Annotated in this window: 16 protein-coding genes; all 16 read right to left on the reverse strand. The window is 68.8% G+C overall.

The window, feature by feature from the left end; translation table 11 throughout:
• Positions 1-7 precede the first annotated feature (7 nt).
• On the reverse strand, positions 8-1,597 hold the full coding sequence (atpA, locus tag CP983_RS13885; RefSeq protein WP_107902768.1) for a F0F1 ATP synthase subunit alpha: 1,590 nt from the start codon (positions 1,595-1,597) through the stop codon (positions 8-10).
• A gap of 133 nt (positions 1,598-1,730) precedes the next feature.
• On the reverse strand, positions 1,731-2,546 hold the full coding sequence (locus tag CP983_RS13890) for a F0F1 ATP synthase subunit delta (RefSeq protein WP_107902770.1): 816 nt from the start codon (positions 2,544-2,546) through the stop codon (positions 1,731-1,733).
• Complete coding sequence (locus CP983_RS13895; RefSeq protein ID WP_030944978.1) at positions 2,543-3,085, reverse strand: F0F1 ATP synthase subunit B; 543 nt, start codon at positions 3,083-3,085, stop codon at positions 2,543-2,545. The genes CP983_RS13890 and CP983_RS13895 overlap by 4 nt, the downstream gene beginning before the upstream one ends.
• Before the next feature lie 41 nt (positions 3,086-3,126).
• The gene (gene atpE / locus CP983_RS13900; RefSeq protein ID WP_009321656.1) at positions 3,127-3,357 is read right to left on the reverse strand and encodes an ATP synthase F0 subunit C; all 231 of its coding nucleotides are present in this window, start codon (positions 3,355-3,357) and stop codon (positions 3,127-3,129) included.
• A 78-nt stretch (positions 3,358-3,435) separates the two neighbouring features.
• Positions 3,436-4,263, reverse strand: coding sequence for a F0F1 ATP synthase subunit A (atpB, locus tag CP983_RS13905; protein WP_107902772.1), 828 nt, complete (start codon positions 4,261-4,263; stop codon positions 3,436-3,438).
• 225 nt (positions 4,264-4,488) lie between these two features.
• Positions 4,489-4,935, reverse strand: coding sequence for a Cg1360 family ATP-synthase-associated protein (locus CP983_RS13910; protein WP_150499772.1), 447 nt, complete (start codon positions 4,933-4,935; stop codon positions 4,489-4,491).
• Between the two features lie 317 nt (positions 4,936-5,252).
• Positions 5,253-6,587: an MraY family glycosyltransferase gene (locus tag CP983_RS13915; RefSeq protein ID WP_107902777.1), complete on the reverse strand. Its 1,335-nt coding sequence runs from the start codon at positions 6,585-6,587 to the stop codon at positions 5,253-5,255.
• Positions 6,588-6,727: 140 nt separating this feature from the next.
• A complete protein-coding gene (locus CP983_RS13920) occupies positions 6,728-7,966 on the reverse strand; it encodes a serine hydroxymethyltransferase (protein ID WP_150499773.1) in 1,239 nt (412 codons plus the stop codon).
• 72 nt (positions 7,967-8,038) lie between these two features.
• Positions 8,039-8,701 (reverse strand): arsenate reductase/protein-tyrosine-phosphatase family protein, encoded by a 663-nt coding sequence (locus CP983_RS13925; RefSeq protein WP_030944966.1) that lies wholly within the window; start codon positions 8,699-8,701, stop codon positions 8,039-8,041.
• 52 nt (positions 8,702-8,753) lie between these two features.
• Complete coding sequence (locus CP983_RS13930) at positions 8,754-9,401, reverse strand: L-threonylcarbamoyladenylate synthase (RefSeq protein WP_030944961.1); 648 nt, start codon at positions 9,399-9,401, stop codon at positions 8,754-8,756.
• 61 nt (positions 9,402-9,462) lie between these two features.
• Positions 9,463-10,302 (reverse strand): peptide chain release factor N(5)-glutamine methyltransferase, encoded by an 840-nt coding sequence (prmC, locus tag CP983_RS13935; RefSeq protein ID WP_150506580.1) that lies wholly within the window; start codon positions 10,300-10,302, stop codon positions 9,463-9,465.
• A gap of 93 nt (positions 10,303-10,395) precedes the next feature.
• Positions 10,396-11,472 carry a peptide chain release factor 1 gene (prfA, locus tag CP983_RS13940; RefSeq protein WP_107902783.1) on the reverse strand — a complete coding sequence of 359 codons (1,077 nt, stop codon included), beginning with the start codon at positions 11,470-11,472 and terminating at the stop codon, positions 10,396-10,398.
• 106 nt (positions 11,473-11,578) lie between these two features.
• Positions 11,579-11,803 carry a 50S ribosomal protein L31 gene (rpmE, locus tag CP983_RS13945; protein ID WP_030944953.1) on the reverse strand — a complete coding sequence of 75 codons (225 nt, stop codon included), beginning with the start codon at positions 11,801-11,803 and terminating at the stop codon, positions 11,579-11,581.
• A 145-nt stretch (positions 11,804-11,948) separates the two neighbouring features.
• Positions 11,949-13,100, reverse strand: a complete 1,152-nt coding sequence (locus tag CP983_RS13950; protein WP_150499774.1) for an LCP family protein — start codon at positions 13,098-13,100, stop codon at positions 11,949-11,951.
• Between the two features lie 207 nt (positions 13,101-13,307).
• The gene (locus tag CP983_RS13955; protein WP_150506582.1) at positions 13,308-15,089 is read right to left on the reverse strand and encodes a trypsin-like serine protease; all 1,782 of its coding nucleotides are present in this window, start codon (positions 15,087-15,089) and stop codon (positions 13,308-13,310) included.
• Between the two features lie 165 nt (positions 15,090-15,254).
• Entirely contained in the window at positions 15,255-17,270 is a 2,016-nt protein-coding gene (rho, locus tag CP983_RS13960; RefSeq protein WP_150499775.1) for a transcription termination factor Rho, read from the reverse strand.
• Between the last annotated feature and the right edge of the window lie 339 nt (positions 17,271-17,609).

Genomic DNA, 17,609 nt, shown 5'->3' on the forward strand with positions numbered 1-17,609 from the left:
CCTTACGTCACTTGGCGGCGGCCGGAGCGTCCTCGCCGAGAAGCTTGCCGTCCGAGGTCTCGAACTGCTTCTTGAAGTCGGCGATCGCGTCGGCAACAGCGGTGAGGGTGTCGTCCGACATCTTGCCGCCCTCCTTGATGGAGGTCATGAGGCCCTGCTCCTTGCGGTGCAGGTACTCCAGGAGCTCCTTCTCGAAGCGGCGGATGTCAGTGACCGGAACGTCGTCCATCTTGCCGGTGGTGGCACCCCAGACCGAGACGACCTGGTCCTCGGTGGCCATCGGCTGGTACTGAGCCTGCTTGAGCAGCTCGACCAGACGCGAACCACGCTCCAGCTGCGCCTTCGACGCGGCGTCCAGGTCGGAACCGAAGGCGGCGAACGCCTCCAGCTCGCGGTACTGGGCCAGGTCCAGACGCAGACGGCCGGAGACCTGCTTCATCGCCTTGTGCTGCGCGGAACCACCGACTCGGGAGACGGAGATACCGACGTTCAGCGCGGGGCGCTGACCGGCGTTGAACAGGTCCGACTCCAGGAAGCACTGGCCGTCGGTGATGGAGATGACGTTGGTCGGGATGAACGCCGAGACGTCGTTGGCCTTGGTCTCGACGATCGGCAGACCCGTCATCGAACCGGCGCCCATGTCGTCGGAGAGCTTCGCGCAGCGCTCCAGCAGACGGGAGTGCAGGTAGAAGACGTCACCCGGGTAGGCCTCACGGCCCGGCGGGCGGCGCAGCAGCAGGGACACGGCGCGGTAGGCGTCGGCCTGCTTCGAGAGGTCGTCGAAGATGATGAGGACGTGCTTGCCCTCGTACATCCACTGCTGGCCGATGGCCGAACCGGTGTACGGCGCCAGGTACTTGAAGCCGGCCGGGTCGGACGCCGGGGCGGCGACGATGGTCGTGTACTCCAGCGCGCCGTTCTCCTCCAGCGCGCCACGGACCGACGCGATCGTCGAGCCCTTCTGGCCGATGGCGACGTAGACGCAGCGGACCTGCTTGTTCGGGTCGCCGGTGCGCCAGTTGTCGCGCTGGTTGATGATCGTGTCGACGGCCAGGGCGGTCTTGCCGGTCTGACGGTCACCGATGATCAGCTGACGCTGGCCACGGCCGATCGGGGTCATCGCGTCGACGGCCTTGTAGCCGGTCTCCATCGGCTCGTGCACCGACTTACGGGCCATGACGCCCGGAGCCTGAAGCTCGAGGGCGCGGCGGCCGGACGTCTCGATCTCGCCGAGGCCGTCGATCGGGTTGCCGAGCGGGTCGACGACTCGGCCGAGGTAGCCCTCGCCGACGGCCACGGAGAGGACCTCACCGGTACGGGAGACCGGCTGACCCTCCTCGATGCCGCTGAACTCACCGAGGATGACGGCGCCGATCTCGCGCTCTTCCAGGTTGAGCGCGAGGCCGAGGGTGCCGTCCTCGAACTTCAGCAGTTCGTTGGCCATGGCCGAGGGAAGACCCTCGACCTTCGCGATGCCGTCGCCGGCAAGGGTGACCGTACCGACCTCCTCGCGCGAGGCCGCGTCCGGCTTGTACGACTGGACGAAGTTCTCCAGCGCGTCCCGGATCTCCTCCGGCCGGATCGTGAGCTCCGCCATCTGGGTTCCCTGCTCTCCTTGTTGGGCCCGAAGTTTCACTTTGGGGGGATGGGGACTCCCCCCTGAACGAGGTGAATCCTCTGCACGGCCCAACATGGGCCGTCGTAAGTACGTACTGCTATGAAGTTTGGTGCTAGCTCGCCAGTCGGCGGCCGGCGTCCTCGATGCGGTCCGCGAGGGAGCCGTTGATGACCTCGTCACCGACCTGCACCCGGATACCGCCGACGACCTCGGGGTCCACGTCGATGTTCAGGTGCATCGTGTGGCCGTAGAGCTTCCCGAGGGCGGCGCCCAGGCGCCGCCGCTGCGCGTCGCTCAGCGGAACCGCCGTGGTCACGACCGCCACCAGGCGCTGCCGGCGCTCGGCGGCGAGCTTGGACAGGGACTCCAGTCCCGACTCCAGGCTACGTCCACGCGGCGCGGTCACAAGGCGCGTCACCAGACGCTCCGTGGTCGCCTTGGCACGGCCGCCGAGCAGGCTGCGCAGCAGCGCGCTCTTGGCCGAGGTGGTGGCGGCGCGGTCGGTCAGCGCGGCGCGCAGCTCGGTGTTCGAGGAGACGATCCGGCCGAACCGGAACAGCTCGTCCTCGACGTCGTCGAGCGTGCCCGCCTTCTGCGCGGCCGTGAGGTCGGCGGTGTCCGCCAGCTCCTCCAGCGCGTCCACCAGGTCGCGGGACTGCGACCAGCGGGAGCGCACCATGCCGGCCAGGAGGTCGGCGGTCTCGCCGCCGACCTGGCCGCCGAGCAGGCGCTGGGCCAGCTCGGCCTTGGCCTCGCCGGCCTGCGCCGGGTCGGTCAGGACCCGACGCAGCGACACCTCGCGGTCGAGCAGCGCGGTGACGGCGGCCAGCTCGTCGGCGAGCCGTCCGGCGTCGACGGACGTGTTGTCCGTCAGCGCGTCGAGTCGCTCGCGTGCGGCTGCCAGGGCCTCGCGGCTCGCTCCGTTCATCGTCCGGCCTCGGCCTTCTCCTCGAGCTCGTCGAGGAAGCGGTCGATGACGCGGCTCTGCCGGGCGTGGTCCTCGAGGGACTCGCCGACGAGCTTGCCGGCCAGGTCGGTGGCAAGCTTGCCGACGTCCTGACGCAGCGCGGACGCGGCGGCCTTGCGGTCGGCCTCGATCTGGGCGTGACCGGCGGCGACGATCTCCTCGCGCTGCCGCTGGCCTTCCGCGCGCATCTCCGCGATGAGCGTGGCGCCCTGCTCCTGCGCCTCCTGGCGCAGACGCGCGGCCTCGTGCCGGGCCTCGGCGAGCTGGGCCTTGTACTGCTCCAGAACGCTCTGTGCCTCGGTCTGGGCGGCCTCGGCCTTCTCGATACCGCCCTCGATGGCCTCGCGGCGCTCTTCCAGAACCTTGTTGATGTTCGGGAGGAGCTTCTTGGCGAGGAAGCCGAAGACGATGACGAAGGCGAGCAGGCCGATGACAAGCTCAGGGACCGGCGGGATGAGAGGGTTCTCCCCCTCACTCGCCGCGATGAGCAGCTGGCTCATGTGAGTGCCTTTCGTCTAGTCGGCTGGACTGGTGTGGTGGATCAGTAGCCGTAGACGAACGGCATGACCAGACCGATCAGCGCGAGCGCCTCACAGAAGGCGAAGCCGAGGATCTGGTTGGCACGGATCAGGCCGGCGGCCTCGGGCTGACGGGCAAGCGCCTGGGTGCCGTTACCGAAGATGATGCCGACGCCGACGCCGGGGCCGATCGCGGCGAGGCCGTAACCGATGGAGCCGAGGGAGCCTTCGACAGCAGCAAGGGTCTGGGACATGCCAGTTCTTCCTTTTCTTTACGGACCGGTGGGGGTTGGCCACCGGACGAATTGTGGAGGTGAAAAAGGGGCGGTGGCTCAGTGGTGCTCGGCGAGAGCGCCCTGGATGTAGGTGCACGTCAGCAGGACGAACACGTACGCCTGAAGGGCCTGGATGAAGAGCTCGAAGGCCGTCATCACGATGACCATCACGAACGAGACACCCGCGTAGGCGATACCGAAGCCGTTCAGCATGTACCAGCTGGCGATCGTGAAGAGCAGCAGCAGGGTGTGACCGGCGAACATGTTCGCGAAGAGTCGCACGGCGTGGGTGAACGGCCGGATCAGCAGGTTCGAGAAGAGCTCGATCAGCATGGCCAGCGGGAGCACGGCGCCGAGCGACTTGTCGTAGCCGGTGACGTTCTTCCAGAAGCCGACGAAGCCGTGCCGCTTGAAGGTCAGGGAGACCCACAGGACGTAGACGATCAGCGCCAGGACCAGCGGGTACGAGATGATCGCGGTGACCGGGAACTGGGCGATCGGAATGATCGACCAGAGGTTCAGCATCCAGACGAAGAAGAAGAGCGAGACGACGAGCGGTACGTACTTCTCGCCTTCCTTCTTGCCGATGGTCTCGTAGACGACACCGCGCCGGATGAAGTCGTAGCCCGCCTCGGCGACCATCTGGAGCTTGCCGGGGACCACCTGCGGCCTGCGGAACGCGGCCCAGAAGAAGCCCACGATGATGATCGAGCCGAGCAGCGCCAGCAGCATCGTCTTGTTGAAGTACAGGTTGCTGTCGCCGTCACCCCACAGGGGCTGGAACATGAACGAGTGCAGGCCCGGAGAGACCTCGGCGAAGCCACACCCGTCGAAAAGGTGGCAGTCGGTCTCGAAGGCGAGCACCTGCGTCGGGTCAGCACTCACCGCGGGCTCCTTCAGCGTGGCGCATAGGTACGGCAACCTCGTTGTGTCGGCGCGGCGCGCAGCCGCGGTTCGGCACGGGACTGGTGTTACGGATGTGGGGGCGGCTGTGGGGCATCTCGCCTCGCGATTGAGCAGGCGTCAGCTCAGATGCCCGCGCCCGCGATGCCGCAGTTGGCACCGGACGATAGCAGGACTTCTTCCGCCCCTTTATCCCGCCCCTACCTCTCACGACGAGTGCCCCGTCTTTTCGGACTTCCCGCCCTTGGAGGGGCTGTCCGAATCGGGCTCGACGTAGAGGATCTTGGCCTTCATGTGGGCACGCGTCTGCATGGCGATCCACACAAGGGTGGTGCCGAGCAGTGTGAACGCGAAGACCCGGGGGTTGAACAGCGTCGTGTTCTTGAACGCGGCCATGAAGATGAACAGCAGCAGGATCTGCGCCGCGTACAGCATCAGACCCATTGCCTGGAACAGATGCGGAAGCGATTTGGCAGTGCGCTGAAGTACGTAGAGACCGAGCCCCATGAAAAGGATCACGACCAGCGTCGCGACGACGGCCCCGATCGCTCCCTTGCCACCGGCGACCACGCCACTGACGACGACGGCAACAGCGCCGGCGACGGCTGTGGGCACAGCGGCCTGGAGCAGGGTGCGGGCGTCATTGGACGGCATGGCGGCAACTCCGCTTTCACGGTGGGGGCAGGGTGTCGTCATGGACGAGCGTAGTCCCGGGCTGAGAGAGAACCTCACGCCGGGTGGACCGTCGCACTTCGGTCCTTCGGCTCTGTCCCGGGTTCTCGTGAACCGTATCACAAACTATTTGATGAGGTCTTTACCTGGGAGGTGTGCCCGCTGTCACACATGAGAGTGAAGGTGCGCGTCTGTGCAGGAACGCTGCCGACTTGTCTGGTATTGGGATGCTTCGCTCCCCCATGACTTGGCAATGCTCTAGTCAGATTCTTACCTTGGGCCTTCTCTTACCTTGACCGTCAGCGGGACGTTCCGGCTTTACGCCTGTCCAGGGGCCGCGAACGAGCGCCCAGCGCGGTAGCTCCGTTGACGCGGCCGGCCCCGGCGGCGACCGGGGTGCGCGGCTGCTCCTCGGACTCGGCGATCGCGGTCTGCGGTGTGCCGGCCGCGGGCTCGGCGACGGCCCCGCCCCGGCGGTAGCGCGGCGGCACGAAGGCCTCGGCCCAGCGCGGGGCACGCGGCGTGAAGCGCGGCAGGAGCAGCAGGACCAGGCCGATGAAGCTCAGGAACACCACGCCGAGCACGATCCACATCGACGCCGAGTTCACGGAGTAGGCGAGCGCGCCGAAGGCGATCAGCGCCGACCAGAAGTACATGATCAGCACCGCGCGGCTGTGGGAGTGGCCGATCTCCAGCAGCCGGTGGTGCAGATGGCCGCGGTCGGCGGCGAACGGCGACTGACCGCGCCAGGTGCGGCGCACGATCGCCAGCACCAGGTCGGCGGCCGGGATCGCGATGATCGTCAGCGGCAGCAGCAGCGGGATGTAGACCGGCACCGTCTGGTGCACGGCCGCCTTCTCGGAGCCGGCGAACAGCTTCAGCGCGTCCGGGTCGACCTGTCCCGTGATGGAGATCGCGCCCGCGGCGAGGACCAGGCCGATCAGCATCGAGCCGGAGTCGCCCATGAAGATGCGCGCCGGGTGCATGTTGTGCGGCAGGAAGCCCAGGCACATGCCCATCAGGATCGCCGAGAACAGGGTGGCCGGGGCGGCGGCCTCGATGCCGTACGACACCCAGACGCGGTAGGCGTAGAGGAAGAACGCCGCCGACGCGATGCAGACCATGCCGGCGGCGAGGCCGTCGAGGCCGTCGACGAAGTTGACCGCGTTGATGGTGATGACGACGAGGGCGACGGTGAGCAGGGTGCCCTGCCACTGGGTCAGCGCGACGTTGCCGACGCTGGGGATGGGCAGCCACAGGATCGTCAGACCCTGCATGACCATGACGCCGGCCGCGATCATCTGGCCGCCCAGCTTGATCAGGGCGTCGATCTCGAACTTGTCGTCCAGGACGCCGATCAGCCAGATGAGCGCCGCTCCGGAGAGCAGCGCCCGCGGTTCGTTCGACTTCTCGAAGACGGCACTGAGGTTGGTGAGGTGGTCGGCGACCAGCAGGCCCGCGCACAGGCCGAAGAACATGGCGATACCGCCGAGCCGCGGAGTTGGCTCCCGGTGCACGTCACGTGCCCGGATCTCCGGCATCGCTCCGGCCACGATCGCGAACTTACGTACCGGCCCTGTCAGCAGATACGTCACCGCGGCCGTGATGCAGAGCGTCAGCAGGTATTCACGCACGGGCTTCCCCACAAGTCTCGCTGGCCATCTCAGCCCCACACACTAGCGACGTACGCATACGCGACGCATATGTGTGGGGACTTCCGGGTAGCGACGATGGTTGCACGTGTGGCTGTGTGCTCGAGTGCGTCTACCCCGCCTCAGCCGGGATACGGCGGAAATCTACCGGTGAGCTCCCGCACTTCTTCACGGGCCTTGTGACTTTCCCTCTCGCCCCGCAGCACTCCCGCCAGCAGCGCAGCGAGCCACACCATCTCCTCCTCCCCCATGCCCTGGGTGGTCACGGCCGCGGTGCCCAGGCGCAGACCGCGGGCGTCACCGTGAGGCAGCGCACAGCAGTCCAGGACCACTCCGGCCGCCGCGAGCCGGCCGCGCGCATCACGGCCGTCCACGCCGAGGGGCGCGGGATCGGCGGTGATCAGGTGGGTGTCGGTCCCGCCGGTGGTGACGACGAGGCCCTCCTCGGCGAGGTGGGCGGCCAGGATGCGCGCGTTGGCCACCACCTGATGGGCGTACACCGCGAACGCCGGCGTCGCCGCCTCGCCGAACACGACGGCCTTGGCGGCGATGGTGTGCATCTGGGCGCCGCCCTGCGTGAACGGGAACACGGCGCGGTCGACGCGCTCGGCGAGGTCCGAGCCGCACAGGATCATGCCGCCGCGCGGGCCGCGCAGCACCTTGTGGGTGGTGGCGCACACCACATCGGCGTACGGCACCGGACTCGGCGCCGCTCCCCCGGCGACGAGCCCCATGGGGTGGGCGGCGTCGGCGATGAGATAGGCGCCCACCTCGTCGGCGATGTCACGGAAGACGGCGTAGTCGATGTGCCGCGGATAGGCGATGGACCCGCACACCAGGGCCTTGGGTCGGTGGTTGCGGGCGAGGGTGCGCACCTGGTCGTGGTCGATGAGCCCGGTCTCGGCGTCGACCCCGTAGCCGACGAAGTCGAACCAGCGGCCGGAGAAGTTCGCGGGCGAGCCGTGGGTGAGGTGTCCGCCGTAGGGCAGGCCGAGGGCGAGGACGGTGTCGCCGGGGCGCAGCAGGGCGGCGTACGCGGCGAGGACGGCCGAAGACCCGGAGTGGGACTGCACGTTGGCGTGTTCGGCCCCGAACAGCGCCTTGGCGCGTTCCACGGCGAGCCGCTCGGCGGCGTCGACCATCTCGCATCCGCCGTGGTACCTGTCGCCCGGGTAGCCCTCGGCGTACTTGTTGGCCAGCGGCGATCCGAGGGCCGCCAGCACGGCGGGCGACGTGAAGTTCTCCGCCGCGATGAGCTGGAGCGTCGTCGACTGCCGGTCGAGCTCCCCGAGCAGGATGTCGGCGAGCTGGGGGTCCTGACGGCGCAGGACATCGGCCTCGAGGGTAGGGGTGACCGACATGGTGGGCTCCGGGCGTGCGTCGGCGGTGACGTACGTCCAATGTAGGCCCGGTGCGCCCAGGGCGCCCGGCTGTCACGTCCTCGCGGGTACTCCGGTGAGCGCGGTCACCACCGGATCCAGTGCCTCGTGTATCTCCTCGCCCACCGAGCGGAAGAACGTCAGCGGCGCCCCGTACGGGTCGTACACCTCGTCGGCCTCGGCCGTCGGCGCCAGCAGCCACCCGCGTAGAGCCGCCGCGGCGCGCACCAGGGCGCGTGCGCGCTGGACCACGCCGTCCTCCAGGGGAGGCAGCGTCGCGGGGTCTATGGCGCGGACCAGGCGGGTGAACTCCTTCAGGGTGAAGGTGCGCAGGCCCGCCGAATGCCCCATGGAGATGACCTGGGCGCGGTGGTCGCGGGTGGCCGTGAGGACCAGGTCCGCCATGATGACGTGCTCGTCGAGGAGCTCGCGGCCGACGAAGCCGGAGGCGTCCGCGCCGAAGTCGGCGAGGACCGTCTCCGCGTTGGACTCCATGGCCGCGCCCTCGTGGCCCCAGGTGCCCGCGCTCTCCACGATCAGCGAGCCGCCGAGCACACCGAGCCGCTGCGTCACGAAATGACGGGTCAGCCGCTCGGTGATCGGCGAGCGGCACACGTTGCCGGTGCTGACGTGGAGGATGCGGAAGCTGTCGCGCGGCAGTCCCACGAAGGTGGTCGTGATCTCCGCCGCGCTTTCCCCGTTGCCTATGCCACGCATGGGGGTACCCCCTGCCCGGGCGCGGCCGAAAGAGCGGGGGACTCAGGGGCGGTCAATTCGCCACCTCGAGGTCGGGTACGACCTTCCGCAGATCCTCCGCCGAGAGGGCACCCGCGCGCAGCAGCAACGGCACCTCGCGCGTGACGTCGACGATGGACGACGGGACGTTGCCCGGGGTCGGGCCGCCGTCGAGGTACACCGAGACCGAGTCGCCGAGCATCTCCTGCGCGGCGTCACAGTCCTCCGGCGCCGGGTGTCCGGTGAGGTTCGCCGAGGACACGGCCATCGGGCCGACCTCGGTCAGGAGCTCGATGGCGACCGGGTGCAGTGGCATGCGCACGGCAACCGTGCCCCGGGTGTCACCGAGGTCCCACTGGAGGGACGGCTGGTGCTTGGCGACGAGCGTGAGCGCGCCCGGCCAGAACGCGTCGACGAGCTCCCAGGCCAGCTCGGAGAAGTCGGTGACGAGACCGTGGAGCGTGTTCGGGGAGCCGATCAGGACAGGGGTGGGCATGTTGCGGCCCCGGCCCTTGGCCTCCAGCAGATCACCGACGGCCTCCTTGGTGAACGCGTCGGCGCCGATGCCGTACACCGTGTCGGTCGGGAGGACCACGAGCTCGCCACGGCGGACGGCGGACGCGGCCTCACGCAGACCGGTCGTGCGGTCGGTCGCGTCGTTGGTGTCGTATCGCCGTGCCATATCTAGCGGGCCTCCTCGTACACGAAGTACACGTGCTTCCGGGAAAGAGTCTGCGGGGCGGTCACGGCAGCGCCTTGCGGGCCGTCGCGAACCGGGGGCGGTTGTTGAGGTCGGGGTGGTCGGCCGCGTCGGCCCAGCCCCGCTCCTCTGTGAAGATCCACGGCACCTGACCGCCCTGGGTGTCGGCGTGCTCGATGACGACGACGCCGCCGGGCCGCAGGAGACGGTGTGCGGTCCGCTCCAGGCCGCGGATGAGGTCGAGGCCGTCCTCGCCGGAGAACAGGGCGAGATCGGGATCGTAGTCCCGCGCCTCCGGAGCGACGTACTCCCATTCGGTGAGCGGGATGTAGGGCGGGTTGGAGATGACCAGATCGACCTGGCCGTCGAGGTCGGGGAAGGCGTCCAGCGCGTTGCCCTGGCGCAGTTCGACGCGCGAGCCCTCCACGTTCTTGCGCGTCCACACCAGGGCGTCCTCGGACAGCTCCACGGCGTGCACGCGCGAGCGCGGGACCTCCTGGGCGAGGGCGAGCGCGATGGCGCCCGAGCCGGTGCACAGGTCGACGATGCAGGGCTCGACGACGTCCATCGCGCGCACCGCGTCTATGGCCCAGCCGACCACCGACTCGGTCTCGGGCCGCGGCACGAACACGCCCGGCCCGACTTGGAGTTCGAGATAGCGGAAGTACGCACGCCCGGTGATGTGCTGGAGCGGCTCGCGCTGCTCACGGCGGGCGATGACCTCCCAGTACCGGGCGTCGAAGTCCGAGTCCTTCACGGAGTGCAGCTCGCCGCGCTTCACGCCGTGCACGAACGCGGCGAGCTCCTCCGCGTCGGTGCGCGGCGAGGGCACGCCGGCGTCCGCCAGCCGCTGGGTGGCCTGTGCCACCTCCGCGAGCAGCACGCTGCGGGGGCTTGGGGTCCGCCCCCCGATGAATTGCTGCACGCAAGTCCTCCGTGTCGTACTCGTCCGTGCGTACGTCCGTCCCCTACGCCCTTACGCGGCCGCCAGCTTCGCCGCCGAGTCCGCGTCGACGCAGGCCTGGATCACCGCGTCGAGGTCGCCGTCCAGGACCTGGTCCAGGTTGTACGACTTGAAGCCGACGCGGTGGTCCGAGATGCGATTCTCCGGGAAGTTGTAGGTACGGATCTTCTCGGAGCGGTCGACGGTGCGGACCTGGCTGCGGCGGGCGTCGGCGGCCTCCTTCTCGGCCTCCTCCTGCGCCGCTGCGAGCAGCCTGGAGCGCAGGATACGCATCGCCTGCTCCTTGTTCTGGAGCTGGCTCTTCTCGTTCTGGCAGGAGGCGACGACTCCGGTCGGAATGTGCGTGATGCGCACGGCGGAGTCGGTGGTGTTGACGGACTGGCCACCCGGGCCGGACGACCGGTACACGTCGATGCGGAGGTCGTTCGGGTTGATCTCGACGTCGATCTCCTCGGCCTCGGGCGTGACGAGCACACCGGCCGCGGAGGTGTGGATACGGCCCTGCGACTCGGTCGCCGGCACCCGCTGCACGCGGTGCACGCCGCCCTCGTACTTCAGCCGGGCCCAGACACCCTGGCCGGGCTCCGTGGCGCCCTGGCCGCCCTTGGTCTTCACCGCGACCTGGACGTCCTTGTAGCCGCCCAGCTCGGACTCGGTGGCGTCGATGATCTCGGTCTTCCAGCCGACGCGCTCGGCGTACCGCAGGTACATGCGCAGCAGGTCCCCCGCGAACAGCGCGGACTCGTCACCGCCGGCGCCCGCCTTGATCTCCAGAATGACGTCCTTGTCGTCACTCGGGTCACGCGGGACGAGCAGGAGTCGCAGCTTCTCGGTCAGTTCCTCGCGCTGCTTGTCCAGCTCCTTGACCTCGGCCGCGAAGTCCGGGTCGTCGGCGGCGAGTTCCTTCGCCGTGTCGATGTCGTCGCCGGTCTGCTTCCAGGAGCGGTACGTGGCAACGATCGGGGTGAGCTCGGCGTAGCGCTTGTTCAGCTTGCGCGCGTTCGCCTGGTCGGCGTGCACCGAAGGGTCGGCGAGCTTCGTCTCCAGGTCGGCGTGCTCAGCGACCAGTTCCTCGACGGCCTCGAACATCTTGGGCTCCTGTGTGAAATACGTCTGTGAAGGGCGGGCGACCAAAAACGCCGGTCCCGGCGCGCCTGAGACAGGGCGCGGCCGTGGACCGGCGAATTGGAGCTCGCTACTTCTTGGAGCCGGCAGCAGCCTTGCCGAAGCGGGCCTCGAAGCGGGCCACACGGCCACCGGTGTCGAGGATCTTCTGCTTGCCCGTGTAGAACGGGTGGCACTCGGAGCAGACCTCGGCACGGATGGTGCCGCTGGCGATCGTGCTACGGGTGGTGAACGACGCGCCACAGGTGCAGCTGACCTGCGTCTCGACGTACTCGGGGTGGATGTCGCGCTTCAAGGTGTCTCCTAGTTTCGGGAGGGCGCCGGGTCGCCACCGCGGGATGCGGAGACGTGAACCGGAGCCGACGTACCAGTCTGCCAGGACTGGGGCCATCCCCCAAAACCGGGGGCCGCTCCGATCTATTCCGCAGCCGGTTGCGCCTCTACTCCTTCGGCGATGGCGTCGCCGTCACGACACCGTTGGCGTCGCCCTTGGCCGTGCCCTCGGTCGCCGCCTTCGGGATCGGCTTGTCGTTCTTCAGGGCCGTCCAGACCTGCTTGGCCTTCGCCTCGGCCACGATCACGCGGTTCGGGTCCGCCGGGTCGTACCGGACCGGCAGGGTGACCATGGTCGTGTTCTTGGAGCTGATGCCCTTGAGGCCATTGGCGAAGGACATGAGCTTGTTGACCGAGCCCAGGTCGGAGTCGGTGGTGACCGTCTTGGTGGCGGTGTTGGCCAGGTCGTACAGCCGCTTGGGGTTGCCGAAGAGGTTGATGTCCTTCATCTGCTCCAGCAGCGCCTTGACGAAGGCCTGCTGCAGCTGGATGCGGCCGAGGTCGGAGCCGTCGCCCACGCCGTGGCGGGTGCGGACCAGCCCGAGGGCCTGCTCGCCGTCGAGCTGGTGGGTGCCGGCCTTGAGGTCGAGGTGGCTGTCGGGGTCCTTGATGTCCTTGGTGGTGGTGACCTCGACGCCGCCGAGTTCGTCGATCAGCTTCTGGAAGCCGGAGAAGTCGACCTCGAGATAGTGGTCCATGCGGATGCCGGTGACGGACTCGACGGTCTTCACCGTGCAGGCGGCGCCGCCCGTTGAGTACGCCTCGTTGAACATCACGCCGGAGGCGGCGTCGTGCGTGTTGCCGTCGGTGTCGGTGCACTCGGGGCGGTCGATGAGGGTGTCGCGCGGGATCGAGACCACGCTGGCCTTCTTGTGGCCCTCGTAGACGTGCAGGATCATCGCCGTGTCCGAGCGCGCGCTGCCGTCGTCGGCGCCGCCGCCGAGCTTCTTGTTGCTGCCGGAGCGGGTGTCCGAGCCGAGGACGAGGATGTTCTCCGAGCCGTTGTCGACCTTCTGCGGCCGGTCGGTGCCGAGGGCCTGGTCGATGTCGACGCTCTTGAGGTTGCCGTTGAGCTTGAAGTAGAGGTACCCGGCACCGGTTCCGCCCAGGACCACGATCCCGGCGGCCGTCCAGGCCATGATCCGCAGGCCCTTCCGCTTCTCGCGGGGCTTGCGGCGACGGCCCTTGGCGCGATTGCGCGGGCCGTTGGTCCCGTTCTCGCCCGGTATGCCGGGCTCCGGCGTGCTCTCGGCGGTCACTCTGCTCCTCGGTTCTCGTCCGGTCGGCTACCCCCTGCTGTCAGGGTCAGGCATGGCCAAAAGGCCCTTACCGCACCATCGTCACCCCGTCCGGTCAGACGGGGAAACCCGGGAAAGGGTTGCACAACGGACTGTGCCCACCGCCTGGGAGGCGATGGGCACAGTCCGTAGTCGGCGACACCGGGGGTGCCGGTCTCACCTGGGCTTTCAGCCGAAGATGTCGTACTGCTTGAAATCGGTACCGACGGACTTCGGTGTGGCAAAGATCTCGCTCGTGGCCTTTCCGGTGCCCGGGTACAGGTAGAGCGTGCCGGAGGAGTTGCGGGCCATGAAGTCGGCCTTGCCGTCACCGGTGACGTCACCGACGGCGTCGAAGCCGTTGTACGTCGCCCACGTGCGCACCTTGACCCGGGTGGCGAAGGCGCCCGTGCCGGACTTGCCGGTGCCCTTGAACAGGTAGATGTAGCCGCCGGACGAGCTGCGCGCGATCAGGTCGGTCTTGCCGTCGCCGGTGAAGTCGCCGTGTCCGCGCAGGGAGTTGTACTGGTTCCAGCCGGAGCCGACCTTCACACGGGTGCCGAAGGTGCCGTTGCCCTTGCCCGGGTAGATCCACAGGTAGCCGGCGGAGTCGACCGAGAGCAGGTCGGGCAGGTAGTCGCCGGTGACGTCACCCGGGACGACGACGCGGGTGCGGGTCTTCCAGTTGTCGGCGATCTGCTTGGTGGCCCAGGTGCCGCTGGACGGCACGAAGTGCGACCAGAACATGTCGCCGTCCGAGCTGCGCCGGAACAGCAGGTCCTGGTAGCCGTCCCGGTCGAGGTCGGTCTGCAGGACCAGGTTCACGCCGCTCCAGTCGCCCCAGGACTCGCGCGCGGCGAACGTGGTGCCGTTGGAGTCCTTGGAGTAACCCGTCCTGGTGGAGGCGTTGCGCAGCCACAGGTCGGCCCGGTGGTCACCGCTGATGTTGGTGTCGTCGATGCGCGGGTAGGCGGCACCGACGTAGGAGGTGACCTTGGCGAACACGCTGTACGCGCCCTTGGCGACGCAGTCCTGCACGCCCCAGGAGACGACACCCGCGATACGGCCGTTCACCACGAGCGGCCCGCCGGAGTCGCCGTTGCAGGCGGAGACCGTGCCGGTGTCGCTGCCGGTGGCCGGCTTGCCCGCGCAGACCATGTGGCCCTTGACGAAGTCGCCGCCGTAGAAGCCCGCGCACGTGGTGTCGGACTGGATCGGCAGCGTCGCCGACTTCAGCGACTGCGAGATGTCCTGGCTGGTGGAGCTGGTGCGGCCCCAGCCGTAGACCTTGGCGCTCGTGCCGGCGGCGTACGAGGCGGTGTCGCCGGACGTCGTCATGCGGATCGGCGTCGCCTTGACCGGGTTGGCCAGCGTGATCACGGCGATGTCGTTGTCGATCGTCGTCGCGCTGTACGACGGGTGGTTCCACTGCCGGTACGGCAGCGAGACCGTGCCGCCGTGCAGGTCGCTGTTGCCGGCGTCGTCGGTGGTCGGCAGCTGGTTGGTGCCGGTGACGACGGCGCCGTAGTTGTACCAGTCGTAGCCCTTGACGCAGTGCGCGGCGGTGAGGATCTTCGTCGGCGCGACGACGGCGCCGCCGCAGAAGAAGCCCGTGTCGTCGGCCTCGTCGGCGGTGCCCTGGTCGTCGTAGTACCAGAGCTGCGCCATCCAGGGCGCCGAGGTGATGCTGGTGGTGGTGCCGCCGATGACCATGGGGCTCACGGTGGAGTCACCCGCGGCGTCGGTCGTGCTCGCACCGTACGACGACTTCTTCGACGTCTCCCCCGCGGTGTCGTCACCGGCGACGGCGCCCGCGACGCGCCGCTCCAGCTCGGCCGGTGAGGCCGAACCGGTCACGGGCTTCACGGTGGGCCTGGGCAGTGCGGTCGCGGCCCCCGCGGACGAGGTCAGCAGCGCGGTGGCGACCGCCGCGGCGAGGCCGGCCGCGGCCACGGGCAGCCCGAAACGTATCCGGCGTCTGTGACGACCACTGCCGGACGGATTGGTGGTCAAGAAAGTCCCCCCAGAGACACAAGAGTAGGAAGGGGCGCACAGATACGCCCGCTCCTTTCAGCGCCAAAAGGCCGCTCCCCGTCACTGTTTGACGGGGAGCGGCCTTTTGCGGATCGGATCCGGTCAGTCGCCGTTGCCGGGGGTCGGCGTCGTCTTCTGGATCTGCATCAGGAACTCGATGTTCGACTTGGTCTGCTTCATCTTGTCGAGGAGCAGCTCGATGGCCTGCTGCTGGTCGAGCGCGTGCAGCACCCGGCGGAGCTTCCAGGTGACCGCCAGCTCCTCGTTGCCGAGCAGGATCTCTTCCTTGCGGGTACCGGACGCGTCCACGTCCACCGCCGGGAAGATGCGCTTGTCGGCGAGCTTCCGGTCGAGCTTGAGCTCCATGTTGCCGGTGCCCTTGAACTCCTCGAAGATCACCTCGTCCATGCGGGACCCGGTGTCCACCAGCGCGGTGGCGAGGATGGTCAGCGAGCCGCCGTCCTCGATGTTGCGGGCCGCACCGAAGAAGCGCTTCGGCGGGTACAGGGCGGTCGAGTCGACACCACCGGACAGGATGCGGCCGGAGGCCGGGGCGGCGAGGTTGTACGCACGGCCCAGACGGGTGATCGAGTCGAGCAGCACGACGACGTCGTGACCCAGCTCCACCAGACGCTTCGCACGCTCGATGGCGAGTTCGGCGACCGTGGTGTGGTCCTCGGCCGGACGGTCGAAGGTCGAGGAGATGACCTCGCCCTTCACCGACCGCTGCATGTCGGTGACCTCTTCCGGACGCTCGTCGACGAGGACGACCATCAGGTGGCACTCGGGGTTGTTGTGCGTGATCGCGTTGGCGATCGCCTGCATGATCATGGTCTTGCCGGTCTTCGGCGGGGCCACGATCAGACCGCGCTGGCCCTTACCGATCGGCGACACCAGGTCGATGATGCGCGTGGTGAGGACGCCCGGGTCCGTCTCCAGGCGGAGGCGGTCCTGCGGGTAGAGCGGGGTGAGCTTGTTGAACTCCGGGCGGCCGCGGCCGTGTTCGGGCGCCATGCCGTTGACGGAGTCGAGGCGGACCAGCGCGTTGAACTTCTCGCGCCGCTCGCCTTCCTTGGGCTGACGGACCGCGCCGGTGATGTGGTCGCCCTTGCGCAGGCCGTTCTTGCGGACCTGGGCGAGGGAGACGTACACGTCGTTGGGGCCCGGCAGGTAGCCCGACGTACGGATGAAGGCGTAGTTGTCGAGGATGTCCAGGATGCCCGCGACCGGGATCAGGACGTCGTCCTCGGTGATCTGCGGCTCCTGCACGTCGTCACGGCCACGACGGCCACGACGGTCCCGGTAGCGGCCGCGACGGCCACGCCGGCCGCCCTCGAAGTCGTCGTCGTCCTGCGGGCCGTTGTCGCGCTGGCGGTCCTGACGGCCACCGCCCTGCTGCTGGCCCTGCTGACGGTCCTGACGGCCGCCGCCCTGCTGATCGTCGCCCTTGCGACGGTCACCGCGGTCACCGCGGTCGCCGCGGTCACGGTCGCGGCCGCGCTCACGGCGGTCACGACGACGGCCCTCGCCGCCGTCGGCGTCGCTCTTGGCGTCGCCCTGCGACTGCGCGGGCGTCTCGGCCTTCGGCTCGTTCTTGGCCTCGGCGGCGACGGTCTCCGGCGCGGCGGACGGGCTGCCCGCGTCCGCGGTGGCGCGACGACGACGGCGCTCGGCCGGGGCGTCCTCGTTCCCGTCGCGGGAGGGACCACCGGCCGGCTGGCCGGGAATCTCGATCTGCTGCTGGGCCACGGCCTTCTCGGCGGGGGCCTCAGCCGCCTTCTCCGCCTTCTTCTCGGCGTCCTCGCCGGTACGGGCCTTGGAGGTGGCGCGGCGCTTGGGCTTGGTCTCGGTGGCGGCCTCCACCTTCGGAGCCGCGGCACCTCCCCCGGCCTGCGCCTCCTTGATGACCTCGATCAGCTGGCTCTTACGCATGCGCGCCGTGCCCCTGATGCCGAGGCCGGATGCGACCTGCTGAAGCTCGGCCAGCACCATGCCCTCGAGGCCGGTACCGCGGCGCCGCCGGGAGCCGGCACCGCCGGCAGGCGCGGAGGCGTCCGTGGCGGGCGCGGCAGCGGTCTCCTCGACACGTGCGCCCATCAGATCGGTGGTGTCGCTCACGAAGGGTCCTTCCCTGGAGCGGACGTCGGCCTGTCTGGCTCGGCGACCGGTTGTGCTGTCCGGCTTAGGTCCTTGGTGTGTGGACCGCGCCGGGGCGGTGGTCCGCCCAAAACGGCGGAGAAATTTCTGGTGATGGCGGTTCCCAAAGCCGTGGCACTGAGTGTCGGTGTCACGCGGCTCGGTCGCGCCGGTTCCGGAGCGTGCCCGTCGAGTCGCTCAGTGCTCGTGTACGAGGTACTGCCCGCGTACGTCGTACGGAACACAGTGCGGCTTGGGAGGCTCCCGGAAGAATGTCTGTCCCGGACGGGGACACGAAGCACCTCGCCATGGTGGGGTCGG

It is taken from the genome of Streptomyces chartreusis, assembly GCF_008704715.1.
Taxonomy (GTDB): domain Bacteria; phylum Actinomycetota; class Actinomycetes; order Streptomycetales; family Streptomycetaceae; genus Streptomyces; species Streptomyces chartreusis.